The organism is Vagococcus fluvialis bH819 (genome assembly GCF_900163795.1).
GTDB lineage: Bacteria > Bacillota > Bacilli > Lactobacillales > Vagococcaceae > Vagococcus > Vagococcus fluvialis_A.
The window spans coordinates 539,069-550,996 of the sequence record NZ_FWFD01000015.1; the positions used below are offsets into that span (position 1 = coordinate 539,069).

Genomic DNA, 11,928 nt, shown 5'->3' on the forward strand with positions numbered 1-11,928 from the left:
CATGAGAAGAGTTGTAGTTACAGGAATGGGTGCAGTGACACCTTTAGGAAATACAGCAGAAGAATTTAAAAAGAATGTTTTAGCTGGGAAAAATGGGATTGCTCCAATTAAACGCTTTGACGCTAGCCAAACAGGCATTACAGTTGCAGGAGAAGTTAAAGACTTTGATCCCACTTTATACATGGAGAAAAAAGAAGCTAAACGGATGGATATGTTCTCTGTTTACGGCATAGCCGCAGCGACACAAGCCATGGAAGATAGCGGTTTAAAAATTGATGAGATCGATGCAGATCGTCTAGGTGTGATAGTCAGTTCTGGTATTGGTGGGATGGAAACAATTCAAAACCAAGTCATCAGAATGCATGACAAAGGACCAAAACGTGTCGCACCCTTCTTTGTGCCAATGGCAATCGGGAATATGGCAGCTGGAAACATTTCAATTAAAGTGGGAGCTAAAGGTATTTGCTCTTCAATCGTGACGGCTTGTGCCTCAGCAACTAATGCTATTGGGGAAGCTTTCCGTAATATTAAACATGGTTACTCTGACGCTATTTTAGCCGGTGGGGCAGAAGCGACTGTCTGTGAAATCGGTATTTCTGGATTTGCTTCACTAACTGCTTTAACACCGGAAACTGATCCCAATCGTGCCTCTATTCCTTTCGATAAAGATCGCAGCGGTTTTGTAATGGGTGAAGGTAGTGCTGTGATTGTTTTAGAAGAATTAGAACACGCCTTAAAACGTGGAGCTAAAATTTACGGAGAAATCGTAGGATATGGTACTAATGGTGATTCATATCATATTACAAGCCCAAATCCAGATGGTTCTGGTGCTGGAAAATGTATGAAATTAGCGATGGACGAAGCTGGAATTACTCCTAGCCAAGTCAGCTACATTAATGCCCACGGAACAAGTACACCAGCTAATGATAGTGGAGAAACAACAGCAATCAAATATGCCCTAGGTGATGAAGCTAAAAATGTGCCTATTTCAAGTACGAAAAGCATGGTAGGACATTTATTAGGTGCAGCTGGAGCAGTGGAAGCAATTGCTTGTTTAGCAGCGATTGAAGCAGATTTCATTCCACCAACAATTGGTTTAGAAAATCCAGGAGAAGGCTGTGACTTAGATTACGTGCCACAAGTTGGTCGTAAACAAGAAGTGGAATACACGTTGAGCAACTCTTTAGGATTTGGTGGACATAACGCTGTAATCTGTATGAAGAAATGGCGAGGTGAGTAATTTTGTCGTTTACTGATATTAAAGAATTATTAGAGTTGTTTGAAGCTGGTAGTGTTCGTGAATTAGATCTGAAACAAGGAGATTTAAGTCTTTACTTAAGTAAGAATGAAACGAGTCGCCAAGTTCAACAAATGTCGCCATCACAACCAATAGCAGTGGAGGTACCTACTGCTTCTGAAAACAATCCAGTAGTTAAACCCATAATTGCAGAAGCACAAGCTCAAGTAGTACCAGCCGCTGAAGGAGAAGTGGTAACCTCTCCAATTGTGGGAGTTATTTATACATCAAGTGACCCAAGCGCCCCTAAATTTGTCAATGTTGGAGATAAGGTTGCGGTTGGTGATACACTTTGTATTGTTGAAGCAATGAAAATTATGAATGAAATAAAAAGTGATGTAGCCGGTGTGGTTACAGAAATACTAATAGAAAATGAAGATGTCGTTGAATTTGGTCAAGCCTTATTCCGTATCGCCTAGGAGGATAACTATGCAATTAAATGTACAAGAAATTATGGAAATTATACCAAACCGCTACCCAATTATGATGGTAGATAGAGTAACTGAATTAGAACCAGGAAAGTATGTTAAAGCGATTAAAAATGTTACTTACAATGAGCATTTCTTCCCAGGTCATTTCCCAGGAGAGCCTGTTATGCCAGGTGTTTTAATTTTAGAAGCTTTAGCTCAAACAGGATCAATACCTTTACTTAAGAGTGAAGAATTCCAAGGTCAAACAGGTTACCTAGGTGGGATTGATAAAGTTAAATTCCGTCAAAAAGTAGTACCAGGGGACGTGTTAGTGATGGAAATGGAAATCATCAAACAAAAAGGTAACATTGGTGTTGGTAAAGCAACAGCATCTGTTGACGGAAAAAAAGTGTGTACGGCTTTAATGACATTTATTATTGGAGCGTAAGTCTATGTTTAATAAAGTTTTAATTGCCAATCGAGGAGAAATTGCTGTCAGAATTATCAGAGGCTGTAAGGAACTAGGGATTAAAACAGTAGCCGTCTATTCAGAAGCTGACAAAGAAGCTCTTCATGTAGAGATGGCAGATGAAGCAATCTGTATTGGCCCAGCTAAAGCAACGGATTCTTATTTAAATATGCACAACGTTTTAAGTGCTGCGATTGTAAGTGGCGCTGAGGCGATTCATCCAGGTTTTGGTTTTTTAGCTGAAAACAGCATGTTCTCTGAAATGTGTGAAGAATGCCAAATTAAATTTATTGGCCCAAAATCAGAAACAATAGATGCTATGGGAAATAAAATTAATGCTAGAAAATTAATGATCGAAGCAAATGTACCCGTCATTCCAGGTAGTGATGGAGAAGTTTCAACCATGAAAGAAGCAAAAAAAATAGCTGATAGTATTGGCTACCCAGTAATGTTAAAAGCTGCTGCAGGTGGGGGTGGCAAAGGGATTCGAAAAGTCTTGAAAGAAGAGGAATTAGAATCTCAGTTCCAATCTGCCCAACAAGAAGCCTTAGCAGCTTTTGGTAACGGTCAAATGTATATTGAAAAAATTATTTATCCAGCCCGTCACATTGAAGTCCAAATTTTAGGTGATAGTCATGGTCATGTGATTCATCTAGGCGAGAGAGATTGTTCCCTCCAAAGAAATAATCAAAAAGTCTTAGAAGAAGCACCAGCCTTTGGTTTACCTGAAGAGTTACGCCAAAAAATGGGTCAGGCAGCACTCAAAGCAGCTACTGCTGTAAATTACGAAAATGCTGGAACGATCGAATTTTTAGTTGATCAAGAAAATAATTTTTATTTTATGGAGATGAACACAAGAATTCAAGTAGAACATCCTGTTACAGAAATGGTTACAGACATCGATATTGTCAAGTGGCAATTAAAAATTGCTTCTGGTGAAGTTTTAGCAATCGAGCAAAAAGAGGTTGTGTTAGAAGGGCATTCAATAGAATGTCGAATAAACGCTGAAAATCCGTCATTCAACTTTGCTCCTTCACCTGGAACAGTAACTAATCTTTTATTACCAAGTGGTGGTTTAGGACTTAGAGTGGATAGTGCCATGTATAATGGTTACACGATTCCTCCTTACTATGATTCGATGATTGCCAAAGTGATTGTTCATGCTGAAACGCGTGTCGAAGCTTTAGCTAAAATGCAACGAGCTTTATCAGAACTCGTGACAGATGGTTTGGTTACGAATCAAGAATTCCAACTGGATCTGATTACCCATCCAGATATTATTAAGGGTATTTATGATACTAGTTTCTTACAGGAAACCTTTTTACCTGAATGGCATCAGTAATTAATGAAGGAGGAGAGATATGGGATTATTTAAAAAAAGAGACTATATTCGTATCACTCCATCCCCAGATTCTAATGAAGAGACAATGCAACAGAAACCATTTGTACCCGATGGCTCTTGGGAGAAGTGTCCTAGTTGTCATAAAGCACTTCACAAGAAAGAACTAGGAACAGAAAGAACCTGTCATCATTGTGGCTATGGATTTAGAATTGGGGCAAAACAACGACTATCCTTGATTGTAGATGAGGATAGTTTTGAAGTTTGGGATACAGATATTGCCTTTAAAAATCCGATTAACTATCCAGATTATGAAAAAAAGATCTCGATAGCAAAAGAAAATACGGGGCTTGATGAAGCAGTTCTTACAGGAAAAGCTAAAATTGGCGGATTCGATGTGGTGATTGGTGTGATGGATAGTCGATTTATCATGGGAAGTATGAGTAGCGTTGTGGGGGAAAAAATCACTCGAGCTTTTGAAAAAGCGAGGTTTTTAAATTTACCAGTGATTATGTTTACAGCTTCTGGTGGTGCGAGAATGCAAGAAGGGATTATGTCTCTAATGCAAATGGCAAAAATTTCTGGTGCAGTCAAACGTCATAGTGAAGCAGGCTTACTTTATATTCCTGTTTTAACAGATCCAACATTGGGTGGTGTAACGGCTAGTTTTGCTATGCAAGGAGATATTATTCTGGCTGAACCACAAACGGTGATTGGCTTTGCAGGACGACGAGTGATTGAACAGACGATTAGACAAAAATTACCAGATGATTTTCAAAAAGCTGAGTTTTTACTAGAAAAAGGTTTTATTGATAAGATCGTTCCAAGAACTGAATTAAGAGAAACCTTAACTTTATTGTTATCAATACACCAAGGAAGGGAGTAAAGAGCCATGATGAGAACAAAAACAGCTAATGAAATTGTAAAACTTGCTCGTGATGCTAATCGAATTAGTTCCTTAGAATTTTTCGAAGGCCTCTTTGACTCATTTACTGAACTTCACGGAGATCGATATTACGGAGATGATGGTGCAGTTATTGGTGGTGTTGCTTTTCTAGAACAACAACCAGTTACTGTTATCGGAATTCAAAAAGGAAAGAACTTAGAAGAAAATCTAGCGACTAATTTTGGCTCACCAAGTCCAGAAGGTTATCGAAAATCTCTTAGATTAATGAAACAAGCCGAAAAATTCAATCGTCCGATTATCACTTTTGTAAATACGCCAGGTGCCTTTTGTGGTATTGAAGCAGAAGAGCGTGGTGAAGGAGAAGCAATTGCAAACAATCTTTATGAGATGAGCCAATTAAAAGTGCCAATCATTTCGATTTTTACAGGTGAAGGCGGTAGCGGTGGCGCCATTGCACTAGCTGTCGCAAATGAAGTCTGGATGCTTGAAAACAGTATTTACTCAATTCTATCACCAGAAGGATTTGCTTCGATTTTATGGAAAGATAGCAGTCGTGCAGAAGAAGCAGCTGAAATCATGAAACTGACTTCTTTTGATTTAAAAGAACTGGAAGTGATTGAAAAAATTATTCCAGAAACAAGAGATGAAGAAAATTTAAGTGTTGAAGAAATCTGTGAGAATTTAAAAGAAGAACTACTAGCCAAGTTAGCGGTTCTAAATAAAATGACCCAAGAAGAACTAATTGAACAACGCTATGAACGATTTAGAAAATTTTAAAAACCAAAAAAGAGACAATTCTCTTTTTTGGTTTTTTATTTATTAAAATGCTTAAAATTTGTGCTATAATTTAACATGAATCAACTAGTTAACGATCTTGTTTACAAGTGAAATTAACTCAGTTAGTATAAAGGTGTATTCGAGAGGAGTATAAACAAATGAGTGAAAAATGGACTGACGAAGAATTAGAAAAAATTAAAGATGATATTTTAGCTTCTTTAGAAACGGTAATTGACCCTGAATTAGGTATTGATATTGTCAACCTGGGGCTTATATATGAAGTAAACTTAGATGATACTGGCTACTGTGAGGTTAAAATGACCCTAACAACAATGGGTTGTCCTTTAGCAGACGTTATCACTGACCAAATTCACTTAGCTGTTGGTGAAGTAGATGAAGTGAAAGAAATTGACGTGAAACTAGTCTGGTACCCTGCATGGACGACTGATAGAATGTCGAGATATGCGAGGATATCTTTGGGGATTAAGTAGGATGAATATTGAAACACCATCATCAGTTTTAAAAATTGATGATGGTGTTTTTTAAAAGAATTCTTAATAACTAATTTTGAAGAATAACACTATTAATAGAAAATTTATAGTACAATAAACGTATCTATAAAATAATTTGTAAAAGGAGAATTAGAATGAATAAAAGAAATATTATTTTTTTATTAGCTTTAACTGTAGTTCTATCTGCTTGTTCATCAAACCAACCAAAAAATGATCTAGGAGTCAATCAATCATCATCAAAAAAGACTGAAGAATCTAATGAAAATGGAAATAGACTAAAAATATCTGATTTAGCTGGAAATTGGCAATCACAACATGAACCAGAAAAGTATTATTTATCTATCGAAAAAAAATCAAGTGATTCAATAGAATATGCGGATAATTTAGAAGGAAAAGAACCTCAATTATTACAACTAGAATCAATATCTCAGGATGTCATTTCAGCATTATCTGAGGACAAAGAGACTCGTTTTACATTCACTTTTTCTGCTGAAAATACAATAACTGCTAGTTTTGGCGTGAATGAAGCATTTTTTTCTGATAAAAAACAGGAAGATAGACCAGTTGGCCTTTCTAAGCCTATTGAATATAAAAAAATAATTGATTAACAAAATAGAAGGTCATGAAATGAACTAATATTCAAAAGAATTCAAGTTCGTTTTCATATTTTCTATTTTAGATTCAAATAATACAAAATTTATTAATTGATCATACTACAAAGCAAGTTCTAAAACCTGTGCTACTTTATCCAAAGTCAACGTGCCTCTTTCTCCTAATGTAATACCTAAATCTGTTAATGGCTCTAGGGAGTGGATGACAGTAGGAATGATAGACCTATCTAAACCATATGTAGATAATTGAGTAGAAACACCCATCATGTCAAAAAATTCTTTTGTCTTAATAATACTTAACGCAATCATCTCATCTTCTGATCCTTTTTCAATCTTCCAAACGCGTTTAGCATATTGAATCAATTTTTCACGCTTTTCATTTTTTTGAACTTCTAACATGGCAGGTAAAATGGCTCCCATTGTTTTACCATGATCGATTTTGTAGGCAGCAGTAATCGCATGTCCAATAATATGAGTTGACCAATCTTGTGGCACACCGGCACCAATTATTCCGTTGATTGCCATGGTAGATGTCCACATTAAATTAGCTCGTAAAGCATAGTCAGTCGGTGTGTGAAGTACTTTTGGCCCTTCTTCAATAAGTATTATTAATAAACTTTCTGCAAATCGGTCCTGAACATAGGCATCCACTGGATAAGTTAAATACTGTTCCATAATATGAGTAAATGTGTCAACAATCCCATTACTCACTTGATTAAGCGGAGCACTATAGGTATATGTGGGATCAAGTATTGAAAATTTAGGATAAATTGCTGGGCTTCTAAATGGAATTTTAGAGCCTTCTGTTTGAACTGAAATAACAGCTTCTCCATTCATCTCAGTTCCTGTACCAGATAAAGTTAAAATAGTTCCTAAGGGTAATGCTTTTGTCACGGGTACTTGCTTAACTAGAATATCTGAAGCAGTCTCTCCTTCAAAACAAGAAGCAGCTGCTATAAATTTAGTTCCGTCAATAACAGAGCCGCCACCTACTGCTAAAAGGAAAGTAAATTGATTTTCTTTAACAAAGTCGACGATTTCCATTAAATTTTCATAGGTTGGATTGGGCTCGATGCCACCAAATTCAGAGTAGTTAAATTCAGTAAGTTGGGTTTTAATCTCATCTAATACTCCACTTTCTTTCGCACTTGAGCTGCCGTAGAGAATTAAAATTTTAGCATTTTGTGGAATCTCTTGGTTTAATTTTTCCAATTGATTTTTACCGAATAATATTTTTGTTGGGTTTTTAAATTCAAAATTTTGCATAATGATTCCTCTATTCCTATTTTTTCAAAAGAATAAATTTAATTATTTTTTCTTCTGTGTGATATCATTATGGCAAACGAATTTTTACCCAACAAGGAGTGAGATTATCCTATGACAAAAAATCATAGTGAATCAGAAAATGCAGATTTAAACCGAAGAAAAGTGTTAGGCGAATTTTTACGACAACGTAGAGAAAAGACAAAACCTGAAGATGTAGGAATTATAGCTACTGGAAAAAGACGGACACCAGGATTAAGAAGAGAAGAGCTAGCTCAGATAGCTGGAGTTAGTGTGTCTTGGTATACATGGCTTGAACAAGGTCGAGAAATAAGTGTTTCTGATGAAGTGTTAAGCAGTATCGCCCATGTTTTAGTATTTGATAAAGCAGAGAGAGAGTACTTATTTCAACTTTCTAAAAATCAAAATATTCCGGAGGTTGGGCAAATCTATCAACCAGAAAGATACGAAGTTCAAGAGATTTTAGATTCTTTTGGAAATAATCCAGCGTATGTGATTGATAACTGCTGGAATCTAGTTGCAGGAAATCAAAATGCGTATAAGCTATTTGTTGCTCCTACAGTTAGATCATATGATAGTTTACCATGGCATGAAAAAAATCTTATCTGGACGATGTTTACAAATCCGTATCAAAAGGAATTGATGCTTGAATGGGAAGAAGAGGCGAAGCGCTCAGTTGCTTTATTCAGATATAGTAGCCGTTCTCATATAGGGGATAGTTGGTATAGTGAGTTTATAGAAAATTTAAAGAATGTTTCACCTGAATTTGAGAAGTGGTGGCAAAATTATAATATTTCTCCCCCTAATGGTAAAAAGAAACAGTTGAATCACCCAGTTGTGGGGAATTTAAATTTAGAAGTAAAAACTCTACTAATTCCTGAATATCCGAATACACAATTGGTTGTCTATTTGGGTACGGATCCAGAAACAAGTAATAAATTATCTGAATTATCAAAAATAATGAGATAAATTTAGTAGGCATCTGATTCCTTTTATATAACAAGCTATTTTTTTCATTAATACAAAAAAATCTAAACACTATTTATTTAACGATGATAATAACGGTTTTTTAAACATCAAAATAATAATTTGTGTGAATTTTATTCATTCGATAACCCTCTTTGAGAAAAAGGATTCAAGCAATTAAATGTACGCTGTTTTTTTATTTAGATATACTTTAAAAGTGCTTAATCAAAGCACATAAAAACAGTATTTTTTAATCTTAATTAAAGGTTAAAAAACGTAGGGGGATAATTTATGAAAAAATATTTAGCGGAATTTATAGGAACGTTCGTTCTTGTATTTTTAGGAACTGGAACAGTAGCAATTGCTAATTCTGGAGAAACAGCAATTGGTTACTTGGGTATCGGCTTAGCATTTGGAATGGCAGTTATGGTGATGGTGTGTGCTGTTGGTGGTGTTTCTGGTGGTAACTTTAACCCAGCAGTATCATTAGCAATGATGATGAACAAACGTTTAGAAGTAAAAGATGGTATTTTTTATATTATCGCTCAATTTATCGGTGCAATTGCAGCTTCAGGTGTTTTATCAATTTTCATCAAAGCATTAGATTTACCAAGAGACGGATTCGGTCAAACAGATTTTCCTAATGTTTCAGCAATGCAAGCCTTTTTATTTGAAGCAATTATTACATTTTTATTTGTTTTTGTTATTTTAATGGTAACAAGTACCAAATTTGGTAACCAAACATTAGCACCAATTGCAATTGGTACAGTGTTGGCATTCTTAATTATTGTGGCTTTAAATGTAACGGGTGGTTCATTAAATCCAGCTCGTAGTTTTGGTCCAGCTATTTTTGCTGGTGGCAGTGCATTATCAAACTACTGGGTATACTTACTAGCTCCATTGGTTGGTTCAGCAGTGGCAGCAGTCGCAGCGAAATTTATGGGCAGTGAAGAAAAATAATTATTAGATAAAACTTCTATCTCAGGATAGGAGTTTTTTTATTTACCTTGTTTATTAAGATTGATAGAATAGATTAGAGAATTAGAAAAGGGGAATTTTTATGAGAATAGGTATTATTTCCGCAATGCCATCCGAGTTGGAATATGTTTTAGAAAATATTGATGTAGAAAAAATCCATGATAAAAAAATGAATCATTTCTTTATCGGTAATTACGAAGAAATAGAGCTCATTTGCGTTGTTTGTGGTGTTGGGAAAGTGAATGCAGCAGTCTATACACAGCTTCTAATCGATAATTATGAGCCTGATTATGTGATTAATATTGGAATTGCAGGTGGGCTAGGAGAAAGGGTAAAAACTTTAGATTTAGTTGTAGGTAGTTCATACCGTCATCATGATGTTAATATCGAGCAAACAGAGAATTTATTTCCTAATCAGCACTCGTTCTTAGCTAATAATAATTTATTTGAATTAATAAAAATGAAAATCCCTTCTGTTCATGATGGTGTCATGACTTCAGGAGAATCTTTTATTGCTGATAAAAAAGAAAAAGAATTTATTAAACATAACTTTCAATCCATATCAGTTGATATGGAAACAAGCTCTATCGCTCATTGCTGCTACTTAAATGAAGTCCCTTTTATTGCTTTAAGGTGCATTTCTGATTTGGCAGATGATAAAGCAAATGATTCATATGAAAATTTTGAAATCAAAGCTAGTAATTTAGTAGGGAAAAATCTTTTAAACGTTTTAGATGGATTTAAAATAATAAGTAATGAGTGGGTTGATTGAAATTAACTATCCGAGAAATCGCAAAGACCCAAAAGTTATCTGGATTAAGGAGGTCTCAGTCAGTTGAATGTAACATTGAAATTAATTACTAATAAAGATCAAGTACTAATTACAAAAATTTTGACGAAATCTTTCAATTTTGATACGCAATTGTACTTTGGGAAAGATCAAGAAGATGGCCCACCAGGATATAATGATGGTACATTAGCACTTAGAATATTAACTGAAAAAAACTGGGAAAAGTGGTTTATTTTAGAGAAAGAGACAGTCATTGGACTCATTGTCTTGGATAGTAAACAGAGGGAAGTACGCTATTTCTGTGTTTTTCCAGAATTTATAGGACAGGGTTATGGAACTGCAGTTTGGAAAAAAATCGAAAACAGATTTGGTTCAGAAAATTGGCTTTTAGAAACTCCAGCCTATTCATTGAGTAATCATTTCTTTTATGAAAAACTAGGATTTGAAAAAGATGGTAAAAAAGATTATGGTGAAGGATCGTACTCAATAATATTTAAAAAATAAAATGAGTTGACATGAATATAAAAATAGAGTAAATTATATATGAAATCGATATCATAAAAAGAGGTGACTTATGGCAACGATTAAAGATGTCGCTAAAGAAGCGGGGCTTTCAGTTTCCACAGTTTCTAGATATTTAAATGATCATCCATATATTTCGGAAGATAAAAAGAGTCGAATCAAGGAAGCCATGCGAGTGCTAGATTATACGCCTAGTTCAATTGCAACTCAGCTAAGATCAAGAAAAAGCAAAACAATTGGTGTAATAGTGTCCAGAATCACAAATCCTTTTTTCTCTTATTTAGTTGATGCTATTGAAAAAAAAGCTGTCCAATCAGGATATCGCGTTTTAATCATGCAAACGTATGACGAGTTAGAAGCAGAGAAAAATTGTTTAGAGATGTTAAAACAACAAGTTGTTTCTGGCTTAATTATGTGTTCTGTTGAGAGTGATATTGAGGCTATTAAAGATTATCAAAAATTTGGTCCCATTGTATTATGTAATGAAAAAGTTAGTGATATGACAATCCCTCAAGTAGTTACTGATCAAGAACAAGCAACTTTTGAAGGAATAGAATATTTAATTGAAAAAGGCTATAAAAAAATTGCTTATTGTACTGGTGGAAATTTTGAGGTCGATGGTCATGGAAGTACTCGAACAAAAGGCTTTGAACGAGCAATTACTTTGAACAAGCAAACATTTAATAAAAAATGGATATTTCAACGGGTTCATACAATTTCAGATGGTCGAAAAATTGTTAATCAATTATCACAATTACCTACAAACCAAAAACCAGATGCTATTTTTGCCAATAGTGATGAAGTCGCATCTGGAATTATTTCTGAAATGTTGGATTTAGGGTATCAAATCCCACTAGATTTAGCTGTGATTGGATTTGATAATCAACCATTTACTTCTATGTTGTCCATACCGTTAACAACAATTGAACAACCTGTTGAAGCGTTAGGTATTGAGTCAACTAATTTATTACTGTCATTAATTGATGGCAAAAAATATCAAATTAATGATAATAAATTAAAATTAAAATTAATCGAAAGAGAATCCGTTTAGCTGACGGATTTTAAT

14 protein-coding genes are annotated in these 11,928 nt (G+C 34.9%); 13 read left to right on the plus strand and 1 reads right to left on the minus strand.

Annotated elements, in window-relative coordinates; genetic code table 11:
* Position 1 precedes the first annotated feature (1 nt).
* The 8 genes from fabF to FM121_RS12140 all read left to right on the plus strand — a co-directional run bounded on the left by fabF (position 2) and on the right by FM121_RS12140 (position 6,319).
* The gene (fabF, locus tag FM121_RS12105) at positions 2-1,240 is read left to right on the plus strand and encodes a beta-ketoacyl-ACP synthase II (protein WP_086952419.1); all 1,239 of its coding nucleotides are present in this window, start codon (positions 2-4) and stop codon (positions 1,238-1,240) included.
* 2 nt (positions 1,241-1,242) lie between these two features.
* Positions 1,243-1,716: an acetyl-CoA carboxylase biotin carboxyl carrier protein gene (gene accB / locus FM121_RS12110; protein ID WP_086952420.1), complete on the plus strand. Its 474-nt coding sequence runs from the start codon at positions 1,243-1,245 to the stop codon at positions 1,714-1,716.
* A gap of 10 nt (positions 1,717-1,726) precedes the next feature.
* Entirely contained in the window at positions 1,727-2,155 is a 429-nt protein-coding gene (fabZ, locus tag FM121_RS12115) for a 3-hydroxyacyl-ACP dehydratase FabZ (protein WP_086952421.1), read from the plus strand.
* Between the two features lie 4 nt (positions 2,156-2,159).
* Complete coding sequence (locus FM121_RS12120) at positions 2,160-3,518, plus strand: acetyl-CoA carboxylase biotin carboxylase subunit (RefSeq protein ID WP_086952422.1); 1,359 nt, start codon at positions 2,160-2,162, stop codon at positions 3,516-3,518.
* Positions 3,519-3,537: 19 nt separating this feature from the next.
* Positions 3,538-4,401 (plus strand): acetyl-CoA carboxylase, carboxyltransferase subunit beta, encoded by an 864-nt coding sequence (accD, locus tag FM121_RS12125; RefSeq protein WP_086952423.1) that lies wholly within the window; start codon positions 3,538-3,540, stop codon positions 4,399-4,401.
* Positions 4,402-4,410: 9 nt separating this feature from the next.
* A complete protein-coding gene (locus tag FM121_RS12130; RefSeq protein WP_086952542.1) occupies positions 4,411-5,199 on the plus strand; it encodes an acetyl-CoA carboxylase carboxyl transferase subunit alpha in 789 nt (262 codons plus the stop codon).
* 158 nt (positions 5,200-5,357) lie between these two features.
* Positions 5,358-5,690 carry a metal-sulfur cluster assembly factor gene (locus FM121_RS12135; RefSeq protein ID WP_086952424.1) on the plus strand — a complete coding sequence of 111 codons (333 nt, stop codon included), beginning with the start codon at positions 5,358-5,360 and terminating at the stop codon, positions 5,688-5,690.
* A gap of 155 nt (positions 5,691-5,845) precedes the next feature.
* Positions 5,846-6,319 carry a hypothetical protein gene (locus FM121_RS12140; RefSeq protein ID WP_086952425.1) on the plus strand — a complete coding sequence of 158 codons (474 nt, stop codon included), beginning with the start codon at positions 5,846-5,848 and terminating at the stop codon, positions 6,317-6,319.
* A gap of 105 nt (positions 6,320-6,424) precedes the next feature.
* Here the strand turns inward: FM121_RS12140 and FM121_RS12145 are convergent, their stop codons facing one another.
* Positions 6,425-7,588, minus strand: a complete 1,164-nt coding sequence (locus FM121_RS12145; protein WP_086952426.1) for an iron-containing alcohol dehydrogenase — start codon at positions 7,586-7,588, stop codon at positions 6,425-6,427.
* Between the two features lie 111 nt (positions 7,589-7,699).
* Here FM121_RS12145 and FM121_RS12150 point away from each other — a divergent pair, with 111 nt between their 5' ends.
* The 5 genes from FM121_RS12150 (at position 7,700) to FM121_RS12170 (ending at position 11,913) form a co-directional block, all read left to right on the plus strand.
* Positions 7,700-8,575 carry a helix-turn-helix transcriptional regulator gene (locus FM121_RS12150; RefSeq protein WP_086952427.1) on the plus strand — a complete coding sequence of 292 codons (876 nt, stop codon included), beginning with the start codon at positions 7,700-7,702 and terminating at the stop codon, positions 8,573-8,575.
* 288 nt (positions 8,576-8,863) lie between these two features.
* A complete protein-coding gene (locus FM121_RS12155; RefSeq protein ID WP_086952428.1) occupies positions 8,864-9,532 on the plus strand; it encodes an MIP/aquaporin family protein in 669 nt (222 codons plus the stop codon).
* A 100-nt stretch (positions 9,533-9,632) separates the two neighbouring features.
* A complete protein-coding gene (locus FM121_RS12160; protein WP_086952429.1) occupies positions 9,633-10,322 on the plus strand; it encodes a 5'-methylthioadenosine/adenosylhomocysteine nucleosidase in 690 nt (229 codons plus the stop codon).
* Positions 10,323-10,385: 63 nt separating this feature from the next.
* Positions 10,386-10,844, plus strand: a complete 459-nt coding sequence (locus FM121_RS12165; protein ID WP_086952430.1) for a GNAT family N-acetyltransferase — start codon at positions 10,386-10,388, stop codon at positions 10,842-10,844.
* Positions 10,845-10,914: 70 nt separating this feature from the next.
* Positions 10,915-11,913, plus strand: a complete 999-nt coding sequence (locus FM121_RS12170; RefSeq protein WP_086952431.1) for a LacI family DNA-binding transcriptional regulator — start codon at positions 10,915-10,917, stop codon at positions 11,911-11,913.
* The last annotated feature ends 15 nt before the right edge of the window (positions 11,914-11,928 follow it).

Excerpts from the sequence above, each read along its gene's own strand:
- FM121_RS12135 (WP_086952424.1), top strand. The coding sequence starts at position 5,358 with ATGAGTGAAAAATGGACTGACGAAGAATTAGAAAAAATTAAAGATGAT.
- FM121_RS12130 (WP_086952542.1), top strand. The coding sequence starts at position 4,411 with ATGAGAACAAAAACAGCTAATGAAATTGTAAAACTTGCTCGTGATGCT.
- FM121_RS12155 (WP_086952428.1), top strand. The coding sequence starts at position 8,864 with ATGAAAAAATATTTAGCGGAATTTATAGGAACGTTCGTTCTTGTATTT.
- fabZ (WP_086952421.1), top strand. The coding sequence starts at position 1,727 with ATGCAATTAAATGTACAAGAAATTATGGAAATTATACCAAACCGCTAC.
- FM121_RS12170 (WP_086952431.1), top strand. The coding sequence starts at position 10,915 with ATGGCAACGATTAAAGATGTCGCTAAAGAAGCGGGGCTTTCAGTTTCC.
- FM121_RS12140 (WP_086952425.1), top strand. The coding sequence starts at position 5,846 with ATGAATAAAAGAAATATTATTTTTTTATTAGCTTTAACTGTAGTTCTA.
- FM121_RS12145 (WP_086952426.1), bottom strand. The coding sequence starts at position 7,588 with ATGCAAAATTTTGAATTTAAAAACCCAACAAAAATATTATTCGGTAAA.
- FM121_RS12160 (WP_086952429.1), top strand. The coding sequence starts at position 9,633 with ATGAGAATAGGTATTATTTCCGCAATGCCATCCGAGTTGGAATATGTT.
- FM121_RS12120 (WP_086952422.1), top strand. The coding sequence starts at position 2,160 with ATGTTTAATAAAGTTTTAATTGCCAATCGAGGAGAAATTGCTGTCAGA.
- fabF (WP_086952419.1), top strand. The coding sequence starts at position 2 with ATGAGAAGAGTTGTAGTTACAGGAATGGGTGCAGTGACACCTTTAGGA.
- accD (WP_086952423.1), top strand. The coding sequence starts at position 3,538 with ATGGGATTATTTAAAAAAAGAGACTATATTCGTATCACTCCATCCCCA.
- FM121_RS12150 (WP_086952427.1), top strand. The coding sequence starts at position 7,700 with ATGACAAAAAATCATAGTGAATCAGAAAATGCAGATTTAAACCGAAGA.